Consider the following 17,982-nt stretch of genomic DNA (forward strand, 5'->3'; position numbering starts at 1 on the left):
CATCATGCCCTACCAACCCAACGCAGCGTTCGCCGGTCTGTTTCGCGCGTTCACGTCGGACCCACAGAGTATTGGCGCGCATCTCACACAGCAGATGGCGCAACAGCAACGCGACGATCCGCTATTGGTGTCCACCGGCAGCGATATCGTGCTGTTTCCGGGCGCGGGGCGCGCACCGGCCATCGAGAGCTTTCGCAAATCGACCCGCGGCTTTATCGAGTTGACGGCTGTCTCGCATCTGCCACTGGCGCTTGCGTATCTGGCGCGCATGCGAGAAGTGTCGCCGCACGACGGCAGTTGGCAAAGCGACGCGGCGCGCTTGCGCGACCACGCCCAGCAAACCCGCGCGGCGAATTCGCTCGCGCTGTGGCGCGATCATGTCGCCGTCGATAGCTTCGCCGGGCACGAGCAAAAGATTGCCGATCTGGTCGACTACACCTGCGGTGTCACGATCGATCTGCTCGATCGCGCCCAGAAAGATCACTCTTTGTTGAGCTTCGCGTACCTGAACGACGCGTACTTCGCCGCATCGCCCACGAACGCCTTGCCGATACCGATGAACGACGTGATGTTCGCGACCTTCGGGCTCGCCTTTCTCGACATCGTCTATCGCATCGGCAACTGGTTGCGCGCACAATCAATCGACTGGAACCGTCTGATGGTGCTAGTCAGCGGCCAATCGGGCAGGCCGACGGCCGGCACCACGTGGGCGACCAACAACATGTGCTATCTGGTGTGGTGCGCCTCGAACCGCACGCTGCTGCCGGAGCGCATATTCGTCGCGCCGCATGCGCCGTCGTTCTCGGTCGCCGAGTTACCCGATGCGGCAGGACTCGCGGAACTGGAACGCACGTACAGGGACTTGTGGCTGAACACCCGCGCGAGTATCGACGTTGCCCGCGCCCTCTTTCCCGAACAGCGCCCTTACCAATTCGATCCCTCGCCCGCTGACGGCATGCCGCCAATCACGTCGATCGACGACCGCGACGCGACCGCCGCGCGTCTGCGACGCATCATGGAGGACCCCACCCAGCTGCTGTCCAATTGCGTCGCCGATTACATCGTCGACCAGTTGCACAGCAACGGCAACCAGGCGCAAAACGTTGATATACCCGGCTTTACGAACGTGACATATCCGCGTCGCGAGCTGTCCTGATAGCGCGTCAGCAGGAGAGCCGACACGACCCGCGCGGCAGGGCATCCGCGCGGACCACAAAAAAACGCCCTTGATGAAGGAGACACGCCTCATGAATCCACTTGCACGAGAGCCGTCTGCAGGTCTGCCGGTCAACCACGTGCTGCGCATTACGCTCGTGTGTTTTGCCGTATCGATGATCGATGGTTTCGACACGCTGATGCTGTCATTTGTCGCACCGCTACTCGCCAGATCGCTGCAGATCGATCACGCCACCCTTGGCCGCATCTTTGGTGCGGGGTTCATCGGCACGGTGTTGGGCTCGCTGATCGTCGGGCCGCTAGCCGATCGCTTCGGGCGCAGGCCGATGCTCCTGCTGGCGCTCAGCATCACCGGCGTTTTCACGCTGGGATGTGCATTTGCGACGTCAGCGACGATGCTGGCCACGCTGCGGTTCATTGGCGGCCTGGGCATGGGCGGCGCCATCCCTCCCGTCGCAGCGATCACGGCCGAAAGCAGTTCGCCGCAACGCCGCTCGACACTGGTGATTCTGATGTTCATCGGCTTTCCGCTTGGCGCGGTGGTGGGTGGAGCCATTACCGCGGCCTTGATGGTGCGCTTCGGCTGGCAATGTGTCTTCCTGATGGGCGGAGCCTTTGCGTTGCTTGTGCTGATTCCAGTGCTGCTTGTGATCCCCGCACGCGCCCTCCCCCGCGACGACCAGACTGCAACACAACGGCAGCCGACAGCAAGCCGCCTGCAAATGATTGGCGGCCTCTTCACTGGCGGACGGCTCGCGGCAACGTTGGCGCTCTGGTTCGGTGTGTTGTCGAGCATGATCCTGTCCGGCTTTCTGGTCAGCTTCATGCCGACCATGCTGAACATGAGCGGTGTCGAACCGGGCCGCGCGGCGCTTGGCTCAGTGGTGCTCAATCTCGGCGCGGTCGGTGGCGCGCTCGTGCTGTCGACCGCTGTCGGCAAGCGCGGGCCATTCGTGCCGGTGTCGCTGTCGTTTCTGGGTGGTGCGGTTTTGACTGTGGCGCTCGGCCACATTATCGGCGCAGGAAACCTCGCGTTAGCGATGCTGTTTGCGGTGGGTGCGTTTCTGGTTGGCGGGCAGTTGACCTTTCCCGCTATCGCCAGCCATCTTTTTCCCGCCGAGGTGCGGGCAGCCGGTATCGGCTGGGCGCTCGCCATTGGACGCCTCGGTTCGATCATCGGGCCGGTGGTCGGCGGCATCCTGCTGTCGCGGCATCTACCATTCGACACCCTCTCCCTGCTGGCGGCCGGCCTCGCTATAGCCGCTGCGCTCGGTATCGCACTCGCCAACCGGCTGCGACCGCGTGAAGAAAATGGACCGGTCGCGCCGGGCAGGTCTTTTGCAATCGCTGGTACTGAGTTGGGAGAAGCCGCTAATGGCAAACATTGAATCGGGTAGCGGTCTGCTCACGCCGCTGCAACAACTGCCCACCAGCGGCGCGCGCGCCGTAGAGGTCTTTACGACCGACGAGGGAATCTTCCTCGCGGTGCCGCAACTCGCCCGCGACATCCCCGGCGAAGCGCCGTACATGAACGCCGGCGACAGCGACATTGAAGCGCCCATCTACCGCTGGCAGGACGGCCGCTTCGTCGCGCATGAAACACTACCCTTACCCGGCGGCGAAGATCTCGAATACTTCGAGATCGACGGCCGGCGTTTTCTCGCGGCAGCAGGAATTCGCACCGGCAAGGGACCGTACGACCTCGATACCGATGCCGTCGTGTACGAACGCATCGCTCATGCATGGGCGCCGCTGCAGCGCTTTCCTGTATTCGCGGCAAAGCAGTGGGTTGCCTTCTCGTTCGACTCGCGACACTTTCTCGCGCTGGCGCAAGGCGTGGTGGTGGATGGCGTCGTGCCCAAACATCCACGCGATTCGTGCTTGTTCGAATGGAACGGCGAGCGCTTCGAGCCGTTTCAGACTTTCGACGGACAGTGGGGTTACAACTGGGCATTCGTCAGTTTTGGCGGCGAGCATTATCTTGCGTACGCGGATCACGTAAGCGGATCCCGGGTGCTGCGCTGGAACGGCACGCAGTTCGCACCGCTGCAAACGTTCAGCGAAAACGGCGGACGCGCCTTCCGCTTCTTTGAAGCGCAAGGCGCGTTATGGATGCTGCACGCCAATCTGCTTAAACACACCACGCTGTATCGCTTCGATGGCGCGCAGTTCGTCGACGTACAAACGTTAGGCGGTGCGGGTGGACGCGAACTGTGCCTGATCGACGGAAGGCATGGCCACTATCTGGTGCGTGTATGTTTTATCACGGGAACACCTAAAGCGCCGCTTGTACTGCAGCAGTCGGAGATTTTCAGGTGGCAACGGGACCGCTTTGACCTCGTCGGCGAGTTCGCCACTTCCGGCGCAACCGATGCCGCGAGCTTTGCCGTCGGCGATCAACATTACCTGGTCGTCAGCAATAGCCTGAGCGAAAGCGTCCGGTTCCGCACGGACTCGACGCTATTCCGCTTCGACGGATAACGCCCACACCGCAACGTCACTCGCGCCCGGAGGCCCACCGGGCGTCCCCAGGCGGGAACAGATATCCCTTTAGCACGGGAGGGCGCCGTTTTGCCTGAAAAAATAACGATCGGAGACTATCAATGAAAAAGTACGCCTTGAGTACCGCTGCCTTTCTTGCAATGGCAAGCCCCGCTGTTCACGCGCAAAGCAGCGTGACGCTGTACGGCATTATCGACGCGGGCATTACCTACTTCAGCAATCTCAACAGTCATTCGGCATTCGTCGCCAACGACGGATCGATCCAGTCGAACCGTTGGGGCCTGCGCGGTATCGAGGATATCGGCGGCGGCTCGCGAGTCATCTTCGACCTGGAAAACGGCTTCAATCTTTACTCCGGCACGATGGTGCAATCGGGCGTGCTGTTCAGCCGCCAGGCGTGGCTGGGCATCGCAAACGACAGGTTCGGCAGGGTCACGCTCGGCAAGCAGTACGACTTCTTCTGGGACAACCTCACACAGTTTGCGATGGGCTCAACCGCCGGTCAGTACTCGTGGCATCCCGGCGATTTCGATCATCTGGCAGGTACGTTGCACATCAACAATGCCGTCAAATACACGTCATCGAACTACGCGGGATTTCAGGCCGGCGCATTATATGCGTTTCCTTCGCAATCCGTATCGGCTGGAACAGGACGGGTCATTGCGTTCGGCATGCGTTATTCGCACGGGCCGCTGGACCTGGGCGCCGCGTACACCGACACACACGACCTCGGTCTGAACGGACCGAGCCAGGCCGGCACCACCTTCTTCCCTAACCTGCCTGCCACGCCGGTTCTTGCGGACAGTGTCAGCAGCCTGGGCGTAGGCGGCAGCTATCACTTTGGCGTCAGTTTGACGCGGCTGCTTTTCACCGACACGCATTTCCGCATCGCCAACGACAGCGGCTCGATGCCCACCTATGAAGTGAATGAAACGTTCCAGTTCACGCCGGCAACAACGGTGATGGGCGGCTACTGGTATAGCAAGCTCGGCTCGCAAAAGTGGCAGAACGCGACGTTACTGCTCGACTACTCCTTATCCAAGCGCACCGACGTGTACACCAGCGCGACGTATCTGCGTGCCACAGGCGGTGCGGCGCCGGTGTTTCTTGGCGGGGGCGCTGCACCGGTGTTTGCCAATGGCATCTATGTCGGCTCGGGACAATCTTCGACTGCGGTGCGGGTGGGGATTCGCACCTTGTTTTAGGGTGGGTCAGCCAGCAGAGGGGAACGTGGCGTATCGAACGCCACCTCCACCGGACTGCAAAGCACGAAAGCCCTCCGTCAGAAACAAACGGTAAGGTCAGGTCAAAAAACTTTGCTGTCCTGCGTGAGTCTGTATCCACCATTACCACATGATGTGATTCGACATGCGCGCACCAATAGTTGGGATCGTTCTTGCAGCATTTTTTTGCGCCCTGGCGATGGCGTCATGCGATCCGGAAACCACTGAAGATTTCATGTTCAATGACGACAACTACAGTGCGAATCAGCAGGAAGCATGTTTTGAACGGGCGCACTACCCGCTGGGCCTCTGGACCGCTGTTCACGGCGACTTCTATCATGGTTTCGGAAGATTGCAGGCGACCTATGACCGCTACCACTTCAGCTACATTGACACGATCAATGCTGCGACGACACTTCCCATGGAAAGTCTGGCGCTTGAGGGGACTCAACACCCGCCCAGCCAACTGAACCGTCCGGATCCCGGTGTGCCTGCGGGCATTTCTGAAGCGTCACAAACGGGTCGGCCCTAAGCGAGCGCCGCGCTGCTGCTGATCCTGCTCCTGCGATTCGAACAAGGCTTTGAAATTGCCTTCGCCAAAACCGTCCTCACCCCGGCGTTCGATAATCTCGAAGAAGACCGGCCCAATCTGACGCTTCGTAAAACGTTGCAGCAGAATCTTCTGTGGACCCTTGCCGTCGACCAGAATCCCTCGTCGCGCGAGGCGCTTGACGTCGAGAGCGTGCCCCGGAAGACGCGCGTCAATCCCGGCGTAATAGCGCTGCGACGGAGCGGCCATAAACTCGATGCCGGCGGCATTGAGTTTTTGAATCGTATCTTCAATGTCGGAAGTCAACAGTGCAATGTGTTGAATCCCCTCTCCACCGTAGTCGCGGATAAATTCATCATTCTGATTCAGCACGCCGGGTTGGTCGTGTGCGGCAGCGGCCACTGGAATCGACACGCGGCCGCACGGACTCACCATGGAACGGGCTCGCATTCCGGACATGTGCCCTTTGACCTCAAGGTACTGCTTCTGCGTAAATCCAAACGTGTCGCGGTAGAAGTTGGCCCACAAATCGAGGTTCTCGGGATGGACAATGTTCGACGTGTGGTCGACCGCCACAATGTTGGCGTCACCCGCGGGCGTGTTTCGCGTTTCAACTGGAAGCGAAAAAGTCTCCCGGAAGTCACGGTCAATGAAGTACACGAGGCTATCGCCGATGCCGAGAATCGTCGGCGTGTCGACAGCGAACACCCCTTCCGTTGCGGCGCAAGCTGTACGTGCGCCGCCGGAGAGTGCCAGTTCGTGGGCGAGCTTCGCGTTATTGACGCGAATGCCAATCGCGCGTACTGACGCGCCGTGGCGAGATTCGAACACGTTCGGATTGCCGTTGACGATGAAAGTTGCCGTGCCTTGCGTCATGAGAAACATGCCGCTCATGGACTTGGCGCGGAGGCGGAATCCAAGGCGTTCGAATAGGTCCACGAGTTCCATCGGACGCGACGAGACGAATTCGACAAATGCAAATCCATCAGTTTTTACTGGTGCATTCATAATATTAAGTAATAGTCCTTACTATAATTTATGACACCGAATCCTTACCGGTTAAATCATGCGATGCTGCAAACGAAGCAGTGGCTTACTTGCGCGTCGCGGCGACGACCTTGACTTCAACTACAAGCTCCGCGCGTGCCAGCGACGCCACACCGAGAATGGTCCACGCGGGGAAGTCGGAGCGGATGTATCGTTCCTTCACCTCGCGGAACGCAGCGAGTTGCGAGCCGACATCGACGTGATAGGAAACGAGTTCGACCACATCCGTAAAGTCGAGCCCAAGGTGCCTGAGCACCGCTTCGATGCGTTTGAATGCGACGTCGATCTGATCCTTCGGGTCCTCGGGGATCGATCCGTCGGCACGCACGCCGATCTGGCCGGCGATAAAGGCCAGTCCGTTGGCCATCACAGCTGGCGAGTACTGGAACAGGTCGAAAATACGATTGCTTCCGAAAGTGGCATCGTCTTCGGGAAGACGCAGGCGCTGAATCTGACTCATGACAGTCCTTCTCTCAACAGGTGTAGTACGGGAAATGGAATCCAACGTGCCACACTCTATGCGAGGGCTTGGTCTGCCGTCTGTATAGCGAGTTACAAAGTCAACCGAGAAGTTTCGACGGATCCAGTACCCAGATACGGCGCTGCCGAAGTTCAATCGCGCCGAGCGTCGTCAGCCGCTTCAATGCCCGCGTGACGGTGACGCGGGTTGCCCCAGTCATTGCAGCGATCTGCTCATGAGTCAGGGGGATGGATATCAGCGTCCCACCCTCTCGTTTCTCGCCATACAGGTCAGCCAGCCGACCCAGTAGTTCACCGATTCTCATTTCTGGCTTTGAAAGCGCAAGGTATTGGATTCGGGACGCAAGAATCCGCTGCTTGAGTGCAACGATGCGCATCAGAGAAATAGCAAGTTCTGGACAGGACGGAATCACTTCAGTGATAACCCGGATGTCAAACTCTATCAGTTCGGAGTTCTCGGCGGCGATAGCGGTAGCAATTCGCGGGAAGCCGTCCATAGCGGGGCTTTCGCCAAACATCGCCCACGGCCCCATCATTTCGAGCATGAACTCGGCGCCGTCACTCTGGAAGATCGAAACCTGGATACGGCCGGAGAGCAGAAAGTAGAAGGTAAAACCGAGTTCGCCCTGGCGATAGATCGTGACGCCCTTCTCCACCTTTATTTTCCGGCCTAGGTGGGCAGCACGAATCCAGACGCCCGCGGTAGCGTCGTCCATGTGCCATGTTTCCGTGGTCGAGACGGTGCTCCTGGTCAAGTTTGTCTCCGTTTATTGGCTCGGGGCGAACACGAGTATTTTGACACGGAGCGGAACCGGGTCGAAAGCGGATCACGCAGAGACAGTGCTCGCGACCATCCATCTTCTAAGGAATACGAATTATTTAAGAGGAAAAATCCCCGAACCGGCAAAGAACCGCCCCCATCACGCCAGTCCGCGCTCCGCGGCATACTTCACGAGATCCGCATGATTCTCGATGTGCAGCTTTCGCATGGCCGAGCGCTTCTGGGTCGCTATGGTGGGTACAGCGCGCTTCAGTGTTTTCGCAATCTGTGTAACGGACATTCCTTGCGAGAAAAGACGCACCACCTCGAGTTCTTTGGGAGACAACGGTTGGACCCGGGAGAAATCTTGCTGTGTCGCTCCCTCTCTTGCGATTCGCTCACGTATTGTCGGCGACAGAATCGGTTCTTTTTCAACAAGCGCGAGCTGGCAGATCCTCCCGAGTTCGTGGGCGGCATCCTCTTTCCCGACGATTGCCGCCACACCGAGCTTGCACAATTCGTGAAACATTGCGCCGCTCGTCAGCATGGTAAACACGACAATGCGAACCTCAGGGTAGTCACGGCGAAGTCGTTCAATTAGCCGGAGACCGTCCAGTTCGTCCTCCTCGCCGTTCATGACAAGGTCAGTCACGATCAGGTCCACCTGCTGCACCTTGAGCTCGCGAAGCAACTCAGCACCGGAGTGAGCGCGAGTCACGACCAGAAATCCAGGCAACGATTCAAAGGCATCGGCAATTGCCAGCACGATGACGGGATGGTCGTCGGCAACGGCCACGCGAACTTTGCGATCAGCCTGTTTTATGTGCGTACTGAGCATGGCTGCTTGTCCCCTTGCTTGATGGTCGGGTCGCGCGATCAACGTCAGGGCCGCCCATGGACCTCTCGCCCTGGGACGTCTAACGTCCATTTCATTGTAATCGATCGGCACATGCAAGCAATTAGCGCCAGATCCCGGCTCAGTCAATCGCTGAAATTGAGGCGCTAGCGCATCCAGACGACACGCCCAGCGCGAAGTACCGTTCAAAGCTTCTGCATGCCCGCATCGCAATCGGGGGAGTGGCAAGCCTTACGGGCCACCACCCTGACAGGAACTGAAGGCCGCGATCGAGCCTGGGCATACCGCTCGCACATAGGCGTACATCACCCGGTCAGCCGGTACAGCCACACGGTGCCCAACACCCCGAATACCAGTCCCATAACGCGGCCAATCAGCATGCTGTTCACGTCCACGTCGAGCAGAAACGGACTGCGCTTTGCGCGCAGCAGCGTGCATAGCAGCAGCGGCCGGGGAAACACGATGCATGCGGCGACAGCCAGCCCGGCGGCGACGTGCCACAGACCTAGTCCGTCATTGAACGAACCGACCGGAATCATCGACAACGCGAAGAGCGCGGACATTGTCACCAACGCGGCCAGAAACAGGCCGCTCATCAACCTGTCGACAGGATGTCCCATTATGCTTGCTCCCTCGTGGAATGACTCATCCGGTCTTCTTTCAGTTGCAGCAAATGACCGCCGACACGTGCCATGACCTCGGACCAGTCACAGTTGGCGCGCCTGCGGAACAGACGCATGCTGGGATACCAGGGACTGTCCTCACGCGTGTAATGCCAACGCCAGTCGCCGTAAAACGGCAACAACAGCCATGTGGGCTTGCCCATTGCTCCCGCAACATGCGCGACCGAAGTGTCCACGGTGAGCACGAGATCCAGCGCGGCAATCGCGGCCGCGGTTTCATCCATACTGCCCACCCCCGCGCCTACGTCGTAAAAGTTAGCGAGTCGCGACGCATGGTCCGCCGCCTCATCGGCGCCGGCGCCTTTCTGCAGGCTGTAAAAATCGATGCCCTCAATACGGAAGAGGTCATCCATCACCGACAGCGACGGCAAGGAACGATTTGCATCGTTCTCATGGGTCGGATTACCCTTGAACACAATGCCGACCTTCAGCGCACCGGGCCGACCAGGCAATGCCGGCTGTACGGTGCCCTCCGGCACACGCAGGTAGCGCACTGACTGCGGCAACCCATCGAGCTGCAGCGGCAAGTGCACCGGAATCGCATGCGGGAAGGTCCAGAAGTCATGTTCGGGCATGCGGTCCGTCTGGTTCACGTCGAATACGGCGTCCGCCTCGCCCGCGGCGATGAACAGATTGACGAGCGGCCGCTGACACACCACCGTGACTCGCGCGGCGCCACACTGCTCTCGCAGCATGCGTGCGAAGCGCAGGAAGAAAATTTCGTCGCCCAGTCCGAACTCACTCCAGATAACAATCGACTTGCCCCGCAGGGGCTCGCCCACGTTGAACGTGTCCCAGTTGATCACGGTGCGTTGCGTGCCCTGGTTGATGGTCATCGTGTTGGCGTTCTGCGAGATGCTCGCCTGGCCCGCCGCAACCTGGCCGTTGGTCGGCAGGCTCTGCGCGAAGCTCACCGTCGCGCCGGTAGCCATCAGCGCCGCGGCCAGCGCCTTCATGATCGAAACAACACCAAACTCAACGTCTGCTGCACCCGCATCTGCACCTGCGCCCTCGCCCGGACGCTTGCCCTGGCTCGTTGCAGTTTCTTCAACTGCGACCAGCATGCCCAGTCGCTTGCTGAATATTGTGCGAAACCGATTCTTGTTCATGGTTCAAAAAAATCAAAAAAGTGAAAAAGACCAAACTCCAAAAGACATGCGACTCGAATGCGGCGCCATTCGCGTGACACATCGCATCCGTCGACAGACAGCCTGTGGAGCTACCGGTGAAAAGTTGATACCGCGAGGCAGGCAAACTACGAAGCGCCTGCTTTCAGCGGCAGCCATTACCCGGCGTAGTCAATCACCCGCATGGGCTACATGGACGAACGGGGCGGCAGCTCTTCGAATCCCACGTGGATGATAGAAATCCGGACCTGCGCGCGATATAAACGAAGTTCGAAACTCGGAGAGCGAGTGGGGAGCAGACACCGCCTGCGTTTGGTGAATTACTGCAAGCGTGCCGCGTGAGCTGCGGCTATCAGAGCGCACGGCAAAGCGGTGGATGGGAGGGACGGCGGCGCAGGCATTGCCCTGACGACAGCATCGCCATGGGCGTCAAAACTGGTGACGGGTTTCCGGCCGGTGAAACCTTGCAAACGGGGCTGGCTGACGACAGCCTCCCTCGATACCAGGAAGAGTATGGTCAAGCCGCAACCTGTGGGTCACCGCAAAGCGGTACACTTCGCTCTCCGACGCGAACCCAAGCCGCCGGCATGCCTCGCTTCGCTGCGCACTGACGGTGTTCACGGAACGGCGCAGCAGTTTCGCGGTTTCGCTGACGGAACAGCCGCAGAGCATCAAACCTACGACTTCCATCTGACGTCGAGTCAGTCCGAGAAAGGGTCGGAACTCAGGCATTACTAAAAAAATCTCAGCGGCATCATGCACAAGCGGCGAAAGGTATGGCTGTCCGTTTGCGACCTGCAAGATGGCATCTTTTAATTCATCGACCTCATCACGCTTCGAGACGAGACCTCTTATGCCTTTGAGCCGAAGACTGCCGACCAGGAACGGATCGTAAAATTCGGTATAGACAATGGTTGGAATCGACGGATAGGCACTCGACAAGGTAGCAAGGAATTCCCACCCAGTGACGGATTTTCCATTAGGCATGGAGTAGTCGGTCAGGATCACATGGCATGGGCAATGTTCGAGCAGCTTGAACAGCTCAGCCGGACTGTTCGCCGTTCCGACCACGTCGATTTCCGCGCCCTTGATTGCCTTAAGGATTCCTAAAATAATAAATGGATGATCATCCGCTACCACTACCTTCACTGGTCCCCCGATCACTTCTGGTCTCCTGAATAGCCACTGCCGCCAGTCCACGTGCGGCTTTCTTATTCACCTGGTTTGGCGGACACGTTCCTTGTACCGCAGATGGGTCGAGATTAGCCGGACAAACGTCAAATTTCTATAAACGAAAATCGAAATTTTCTGCGTAATCGCTCTTGCGCAGGAGAACTGATCTAACAGACCCAGGCAGACGAACCTCGACCCAACGGTTCGATATGCGCAGCATTGGCATTTCCAGCTTGCCTCCGACAGTTCAGAATCGGATTAAATCAATGATATAGACTGCGCTCGCCCAAACGGAGGTCAAGGCATCAACGCCCCGGCTTTTCATCGATCGTGTACGCGTTCACAACTCATCGTCAACGTCGTACGCTTTGGCCCGACTCCACGTCCCCCAAGCTGCCGGTCCATCGTCGTTCCTGGATGATCGTACTCGCGAACCATCGTATGGACCCGTACACCCGGCATCTATCAATGAAATTCGAATCTAGCCGGACTTGCCGGCTTGTCTAAGCTGACAGCGCTGTACCCACGCGACTGCGAAGGTCGCGTGCGGGGTGACGGCCGCAACATGGTTGCGCATCTGCAACGTGGGAACGAGGCGGAAAAAGAAACGCGCACGTTTCCGCAAAGGCAAGTTGCCGAATTGGATCGGCACTTTCAGGAAGAACATCTGGTGCCGGGGACCGGACTCGAACCGGCAAGCTGTTAAGCGGCGGATTTTCTTCACACCACGCCTTTCGGCGCCAAGGATGCCGGGCGGCACCCTCGTTCGTGCGCTGGACTATGCCTTCGCCATCGCGGCTACGCTGCGCTGCCAAACCGCCAGCACCGGCCACCTTAGGCGCCCCCCGTCTAGTCTCTACACCTTCCGCACCCTCGCATGCTTGCGACGGCGGGCTTGGCTCGGCGTTGCCTCGATTGCGCGCCTGGCGCGAAACCAGGGGTTTCACCGAATTTGAGGGGTTCTGCACCGGCCGTTTCCGGTCGGGCACTCAATTTTTTAAGTCCGCTATGTTTACCAATTTCATCACCCCGGCAAGGGCGGACGCGATTCTACCATTGCGCCGCGGCCGCACCAAACGCGCGCCCCCATTGTGCCGTCCGATTCATCGCATAGTCACAATGAATGGCGATAATTTCCCTCACGAAAACGTTTACAACCCGAGCGGAAACCACAGCGATGACCCCCACCATCAAGGATGTCGCGGCACACGCAGGCTTTTCGATTGCCACGGTTTCGCGCGCTATCAACGCGCCGCACACCGTCAACCCCGTCACGCTCGACAAGGTTCGCCAGTCGATCGACGCCCTCAATTTTCGCCCCAGCCCGCTTGGCCGCCAGTTGCGCGGCGAGCGCACCCGCCTGATCGGCGTCATTCTGCCCACGCTCGCCAATCCGGTGTTTGCCGAATGCCTGCAAGGCATCGACGAACTGGCCTCGGCGCAAGGCTACCGGCTGATGCTGATGACCACCCAGTACGACGCCGACCGCGAGCGCCGCGCCATCGAAACGCTGCGGGAACACCGCGTCGAAGGCCTGATCCTGACCGTGGCCGACGCCGACACCCACCCGCTGCTCGACGAGCTCGACCGCGCCGGCCTGCTCTACGTGCTGATGCATAACGACACGGTACGCCGTCCGTCGGTTTCGGTCGACAACCGCCTCGCCGCCTACGACGGCGTGCGTATGCTGATTGCCCACGGCCATCGGCGCATCCTCATGCTGGCGGGTACGCTGGCCGCTTCGGACCGCGCGCGTCTGCGCCACCTCGGTTATGCGCAGGCCATGCAGCAGGCGGGGCTCGCACCCGCCCCAGCGCTTGAAATCGATTTCAACGCCGACGAGCTGGTGCCTTCCGTGCTGGCGCATCTGGCCGGCGGCATGAACCGCCCCACCGCTCTGTTTTGCAGTAACGACCTGCTGGCGATGGTCGTGATACGCGGCCTGCGCCGGGCAGGCCTGCAGATCCCCGGCGACATGTCGATTCTCGGCTTCGACGGCCTCGCCGTGGGCGAGCTGCTGCAGCCGCCGCTCGCCAGCATCTGCGCGCCGAATCGCGAAATTGGCTGCTCGGCCTGGCAGCGGCTGCTGGCGCGCATCGACGGCAGCTATACGGACGCCTCGCTGTCGCTGACGCTGCCGCATTCGCTGCGCGAAGGCGCCACCATCGCCGCCATTTCCAGCACTAGCAGCAGCGTCGGCGATACGTCGCGCCAGCGCTCCATGCAGCCGCTGACGTAATGGCCACACCAGGGCTCGCGCGTGCCGACGCATCGCGCTCTCGCATCCAGCCGCGCGCTGCCTCTGGACTTTGCCGCAATCCCCACGCGGCGGGCCGCCTCGCGCTTCCCGCCGCGGTACGACCGTGTAACGCACCGCTTCTCGCACCTTTCCTTCCAAGGAGACTCGTTGTGACTCGCCGTTCCTCCAGTTTTGGTCCTCTCATGCGCTCCATGACCGGCGCCCTGACCAGCACGTTGATCCGCTCCCTGAGCACCCTAAGTTCCCTGGGCACCCTGTGCCGCACGAGCGCCACCGTACTGTCGGTCTCGGCCCTTTGCGCCGCGACACTGACGGGCCTCGCCGCGCCGGTCGCGGCCCATGCCGACGAAACCGCGATCTGCTACAACTGCCCCCCCGAATGGGCCGACTGGGCAAGCCAGATCAAGGCCATCCAGGCGAGGACAGGCATTCGCGTGCCGTTCGACAACAAGAACTCCGGCCAGGCCATCGCCCAGTTGATGGCCGAGGAGAAAAGCCCGGTGGCGGACGTCGTCTACCTGGGTGTGTCCTCGGCCTTCCAGGCGAAGGACAAAGGCGTGATCGAGCCGTACAAGCCGGCTCACTGGGACGACATCCCCGCCAACATGAAGGATCCGCAAGGCTACTGGTTCGCGATCCATTCGGGCACGCTGGGCTTTTTCGTCAACAAGGATGCGCTCGAAGGCAAGCCGGTGCCGCGTTCATGGGCCGACCTGCTCAAGCCTGAGTACAAAGGCATGATCGGCTACCTCGATCCGTCGAGCGCGTTTGTCGGCTATGCTGGCGCAGTGGCAGTCAACCAGGCGCTGGGCGGCAGCTTCGACAACTTCCAGCCGGGTCTCGACTGGTTCCGCAAGCTCAAGGCCAACGCGCCGATCGTGCCGAAGCAGACGGCCTATGCGCGCGTGCTCTCCGGTGAAATTCCAATCCTGCTCGACTACGACTTCGACGCCTACCGCGCCAAATACAAGGATCAGGCCAACGTCGAATTCGTGATTCCGGCCGAAGGCACGATTTCTGTACCGTACGTGATGAGCCTCGTCAAGGGCGCGCCGCATGAAGCGAACGGCAAGAAGGTGCTCGACTTCGTGCTCTCGGACGAAGGTCAGAAGCTGTGGGCCAATGCTTACCTGCGCCCGGTTCGGGCCAATGAGATGAGCCCGGAAGCCGCCTCGAAGTTCCTGCCCGCAAACGATTACGCCCGCGCCAAGGCGGTCGATTTCGGCAAGATGGCCGAGAAGCAGCAAAGCTTCGGCGAACAGTATCTGCAGGTGATGCATTGAACGACGTCACGTTCCCGCTGCGCTGGCGCATCGCTTTGATCGCGCCGGCGCTGGCGGTTTTCATTGCGTTCTGGCTGCTGCCGATGGGCGCGCTCGCGCAACTGAGCGGCAATGGCCACGCCTTCGAGACCTATCGCGCGATGCTCACCAACTCGCGCTATATGACGAGCCTCGGCGCAACCGTGCTGCTCTCCGCGGCGGTGACGGCGGCCACGCTGATGTTGTCGGTGATCTCGGGTCTGCTGCTCGCGCGGCGCGAGTTTCCCGGCAAGCGCACGCTGCTCGCGCTGCTGACGTTTCCGCTGGCGTTTCCCGGCGTGGTGGTCGGCTTCATGGTCATCATGCTGGCGGGGCGTCAGGGGCTGATCGGCGCGCTGTCGCTGAAGCTGACCGGCGACCGCTGGGTCTTCGCGTACTCGATGAGCGGCCTGTTTCTCGGCTACCTGTACTTTTCGATTCCACGTGTGATCGTCACGGTGATGGCCTCGGCGACCAAGCTCGATGCCTCGCTGGAGGAGGCGGCCCGCTCGCTCGGCGCGTCACCATGGCAGATCATGCGCGACATCGTGCTGCCGGCGCTCTCGCCGGGCCTGATCGCCGCGGGTGCGGTGTGCTTCGCCACCTCGATGGGCGCGTTCGGCACGGCTTTTACGCTCGCCACCGATATCGACGTGCTGCCCATGACCATCTACACCGAGTTCACGCTCAACGCGAACATGGTGACGGCCGCCGGCCTCTCGATCGTGCTTGGACTCGTTACATGGCTGGTGCTGGCGCTCGCGCGCAGCGTCACCGGTTCGGCTGTCGCCGCGAGCGCCTAGGCGAGCACTAGTTGCGTCCGCTGCGGCGCTCTCAACCCGTATGAAAACACCACCATGAATTCCGTGCCCCATACCGCCAGGCCGCCGGCCGCGCCGCCCTCGGCGCCCACGACGCGGCGCCGCGCCCTGCCCCGCCCGTCGTCGCGCACGCTGCTCGCGGCCGGCCAATGGCTCGTCACACTGCTGCTGTGTGCGTTCCTGATCGTGCCGGTCGTGATGTCGATCCTGGCCGGTCTCACCGTCAACTACTTCAAGGGCGTGTCGAGCGGACTCACGCTGCGCTGGCTCGTCGAGGTGTGGGCCCAATATCACGGCTCGGTGTTCCTGTCGCTCGAAGTCGCAGCCGCGACGCTCGTCATCACGCTGCTCACCGGTGTGCCGGCCGGCTACGTGCTGGCTCGCAGCAAGACGCGCCTGTCGCGCATCATCGAGGAGTTTCTGGTGCTGCCGATCGCCCTGCCTGGTCTCGCGTCCGCACTCGCGCTGCTGGTGGTCTACGGCGGCTTCACGATGTTCCGCATGAGCGTCTGGTTCATCGTGGTCGGCCATGTGGTGTTCACGCTGCCGTTCATGGTCCGCGCGGTCGCCGCGGTCTGCGCAAGCGCCGACCTGCGTACGCTCGAAGAAGGCGCCGCCAGCCTCGGTGCGAGCTTCATGCAGCGCTTTCTGACCATCGTGCTGCCGAACGTGCGGCCCGGCATCGTCGCGGGAGCGCTGGCGGTGCTCACGCTCTCGATCGGCGAATTCAACCTGACGTGGATGCTGCACACGCCCGACACCAAAACGCTGCCTGTGGGCCTCGCCGATACCTATGCGTCGCTGCGCATTGAAATCGGCAGCGCCTACACGATCCTGTTCTTCATCATGACGATGCCGCTGCTGGTCGCCATGCAATGGCTCGGCGTCGATGCCACCGGTCAGCGCAACAGCAAGCCGGCCCGCAGCAAGCCAGCCCCGCAACGTTCAACCCGCTCCAACGACACGCCATGAAACTCGCTCCTGTACCCATCACGCTCACGCAATGCGCCAAGACGTTTCGCGGCACCCGCGTGCTCGAGCCGCTGGACCTGCAGATCGGCGCCGGCGAAACCCTCGTGCTGCTCGGGCCGTCCGGCTGCGGCAAGACCACCACGCTGCGCATGATCGCCGGCCTCGAAACACCTGACGCAGGCGGCCAGATTGCCTTCGGCGACGAAGACGTCACCGCCTTGCCGATCGAGAAGCGCCAGGTGGGCATGGTGTTCCAGAGCTACGCGCTGTTTCCGAACCTGACGGTGCGCGGCAACATCGGCTATGGGCTGAAAATCAAACGCGTGGCGGCGGACATCACGCGTCAACGCGTGGACGAACTGCTCGCGATGATGCGGCTCACCGCGCACGCCGACAAGCCGATCGACCAGCTCTCCGGCGGCCAGCGCCAGCGTGTGGCGCTGGCTCGCGCCCTGGCGATGCAACCGCGCGTGCTGTTGCTCGACGAACCGCTGACCGCTCTCGACGCGCGCCTGCGTGACGCCCTGCGCAGCGAGATGAATGCATTGCTGCGCGAACTCGGCATCACCACCGTCTACGTGACGCACGACCAGGCCGAGGCGATGGAACTGGGCGACCGCATTGTCGTGATGAGTGCGGGCCGTATCGAACAGATCGGCACGCCGCGCGATATCTACTACCGGCCGGCCAACCGCGCGGTGGCGCAGTTTGTCGGCACCATCAACCGCCTCGCCGGGGAGCGGCGCGACGGCGCGCTGAGCACCACGGGCGGCGCGGTGCCGCTACCCGCTCACACGGCCAGCGCAACGTCGGCGGGGCAACACGAACTGTTCTTCCGGCCCGAAGACGCCTACCTCGCCGATCCGGCCAGCGCCCACCTGCGCGGCACCATTGAAGGCGCGGCGTTTCTCGGTGAGCGCACGCGGCTGACGATCGGCGGCGCGGCGCCCGATGCGCTGATCGTCGACGTGGCGGGCCGCGTCGAACTGGCGCGCGGTACACCGGTCGGCATTTCAATCGCACCCGAAGCGCTGATTGCGCTAACCTGATT

18 protein-coding genes are annotated in these 17,982 nt (G+C 61.1%); 10 read left to right on the top strand and 8 right to left on the bottom strand.

Features of this window, described 5'->3' with window-relative positions:
* Nucleotides 1-4 precede the first annotated feature (4 nt).
* The 5 genes from FFS45_RS32770 (at nucleotide 5) to FFS45_RS32790 (ending at nucleotide 5,433) form a co-directional block, all read left to right on the top strand.
* Nucleotides 5-1,156: a DUF5624 domain-containing protein gene (locus FFS45_RS32770; RefSeq protein ID WP_137958795.1), complete on the top strand. Its 1,152-nt coding sequence runs from the start codon at nucleotides 5-7 to the stop codon at nucleotides 1,154-1,156.
* 91 nt (nucleotides 1,157-1,247) lie between these two features.
* Entirely contained in the window at nucleotides 1,248-2,564 is a 1,317-nt protein-coding gene (locus FFS45_RS32775) for an MFS transporter (RefSeq protein WP_171029812.1), read from the top strand.
* Nucleotides 2,551-3,657 (top strand): hypothetical protein, encoded by a 1,107-nt coding sequence (locus FFS45_RS32780; RefSeq protein ID WP_171029813.1) that lies wholly within the window; start codon nucleotides 2,551-2,553, stop codon nucleotides 3,655-3,657. Before FFS45_RS32775 ends, FFS45_RS32780 begins: the two co-directional genes overlap by 14 nt.
* A 122-nt stretch (nucleotides 3,658-3,779) precedes the next feature.
* The gene (locus FFS45_RS32785) at nucleotides 3,780-4,883 is read left to right on the top strand and encodes a porin (protein WP_137958798.1); all 1,104 of its coding nucleotides are present in this window, start codon (nucleotides 3,780-3,782) and stop codon (nucleotides 4,881-4,883) included.
* A 163-nt stretch (nucleotides 4,884-5,046) separates the two neighbouring features.
* The gene (locus tag FFS45_RS32790; RefSeq protein ID WP_137958799.1) at nucleotides 5,047-5,433 is read left to right on the top strand and encodes a hypothetical protein; all 387 of its coding nucleotides are present in this window, start codon (nucleotides 5,047-5,049) and stop codon (nucleotides 5,431-5,433) included.
* On the opposite strand, the gene FFS45_RS32795 is transcribed toward FFS45_RS32790, so the two are convergent.
* From FFS45_RS32795 to FFS45_RS41930, 8 genes are all read right to left on the bottom strand, one after another.
* On the bottom strand, nucleotides 5,413-6,459 hold the full coding sequence (locus FFS45_RS32795; RefSeq protein ID WP_137958800.1) for a VOC family protein: 1,047 nt from the start codon (nucleotides 6,457-6,459) through the stop codon (nucleotides 5,413-5,415). The genes FFS45_RS32790 and FFS45_RS32795 overlap by 21 nt on opposite strands.
* An 85-nt stretch (nucleotides 6,460-6,544) precedes the next feature.
* Nucleotides 6,545-6,958: a RidA family protein gene (locus tag FFS45_RS32800; protein ID WP_137958801.1), complete on the bottom strand. Its 414-nt coding sequence runs from the start codon at nucleotides 6,956-6,958 to the stop codon at nucleotides 6,545-6,547.
* A 100-nt stretch (nucleotides 6,959-7,058) separates the two neighbouring features.
* Nucleotides 7,059-7,694 carry a Crp/Fnr family transcriptional regulator gene (locus FFS45_RS32805; RefSeq protein WP_137958802.1) on the bottom strand — a complete coding sequence of 212 codons (636 nt, stop codon included), beginning with the start codon at nucleotides 7,692-7,694 and terminating at the stop codon, nucleotides 7,059-7,061.
* Between the two features lie 204 nt (nucleotides 7,695-7,898).
* Entirely contained in the window at nucleotides 7,899-8,576 is a 678-nt protein-coding gene (locus FFS45_RS32810) for a response regulator transcription factor (RefSeq protein ID WP_171029814.1), read from the bottom strand.
* 323 nt (nucleotides 8,577-8,899) lie between these two features.
* Nucleotides 8,900-9,214 carry a hypothetical protein gene (locus FFS45_RS32815; protein ID WP_137958803.1) on the bottom strand — a complete coding sequence of 105 codons (315 nt, stop codon included), beginning with the start codon at nucleotides 9,212-9,214 and terminating at the stop codon, nucleotides 8,900-8,902.
* A complete protein-coding gene (locus tag FFS45_RS32820; protein ID WP_137958804.1) occupies nucleotides 9,214-10,386 on the bottom strand; it encodes an ESPR-type extended signal peptide-containing protein in 1,173 nt (390 codons plus the stop codon). The genes FFS45_RS32815 and FFS45_RS32820 overlap by 1 nt, the downstream gene beginning before the upstream one ends.
* A 447-nt stretch (nucleotides 10,387-10,833) precedes the next feature.
* Nucleotides 10,834-11,568, bottom strand: a complete 735-nt coding sequence (locus tag FFS45_RS32825; RefSeq protein WP_137958805.1) for a response regulator transcription factor — start codon at nucleotides 11,566-11,568, stop codon at nucleotides 10,834-10,836.
* A gap of 490 nt (nucleotides 11,569-12,058) precedes the next feature.
* Nucleotides 12,059-12,301: a hypothetical protein gene (locus tag FFS45_RS41930; RefSeq protein WP_171029816.1), complete on the bottom strand. Its 243-nt coding sequence runs from the start codon at nucleotides 12,299-12,301 to the stop codon at nucleotides 12,059-12,061.
* Between the two features lie 453 nt (nucleotides 12,302-12,754).
* Here FFS45_RS41930 and FFS45_RS32835 point away from each other — a divergent pair, with 453 nt between their 5' ends.
* The 5 genes from FFS45_RS32835 (at nucleotide 12,755) to FFS45_RS32855 (ending at nucleotide 17,980) form a co-directional block, all read left to right on the top strand.
* Nucleotides 12,755-13,816 (top strand): LacI family DNA-binding transcriptional regulator, encoded by a 1,062-nt coding sequence (locus tag FFS45_RS32835; RefSeq protein ID WP_137958806.1) that lies wholly within the window; start codon nucleotides 12,755-12,757, stop codon nucleotides 13,814-13,816.
* 224 nt (nucleotides 13,817-14,040) lie between these two features.
* On the top strand, nucleotides 14,041-15,120 hold the full coding sequence (locus FFS45_RS32840) for an ABC transporter substrate-binding protein (RefSeq protein WP_137958826.1): 1,080 nt from the start codon (nucleotides 14,041-14,043) through the stop codon (nucleotides 15,118-15,120).
* A complete protein-coding gene (locus FFS45_RS32845) occupies nucleotides 15,117-15,941 on the top strand; it encodes an ABC transporter permease (protein WP_137958807.1) in 825 nt (274 codons plus the stop codon). Before FFS45_RS32840 ends, FFS45_RS32845 begins: the two co-directional genes overlap by 4 nt.
* A 54-nt stretch (nucleotides 15,942-15,995) precedes the next feature.
* Nucleotides 15,996-16,931: an ABC transporter permease gene (locus tag FFS45_RS32850; RefSeq protein ID WP_137958808.1), complete on the top strand. Its 936-nt coding sequence runs from the start codon at nucleotides 15,996-15,998 to the stop codon at nucleotides 16,929-16,931.
* Nucleotides 16,928-17,980, top strand: a complete 1,053-nt coding sequence (locus FFS45_RS32855) for an ABC transporter ATP-binding protein (RefSeq protein WP_137958809.1) — start codon at nucleotides 16,928-16,930, stop codon at nucleotides 17,978-17,980. The genes FFS45_RS32850 and FFS45_RS32855 overlap by 4 nt, the downstream gene beginning before the upstream one ends.
* Nucleotides 17,981-17,982: the final 2 nt, after the last annotated feature.

This window comes from Burkholderia sp. 4M9327F10 (genome assembly GCF_005503145.1).
Lineage (GTDB): Bacteria > Pseudomonadota > Gammaproteobacteria > Burkholderiales > Burkholderiaceae > Paraburkholderia.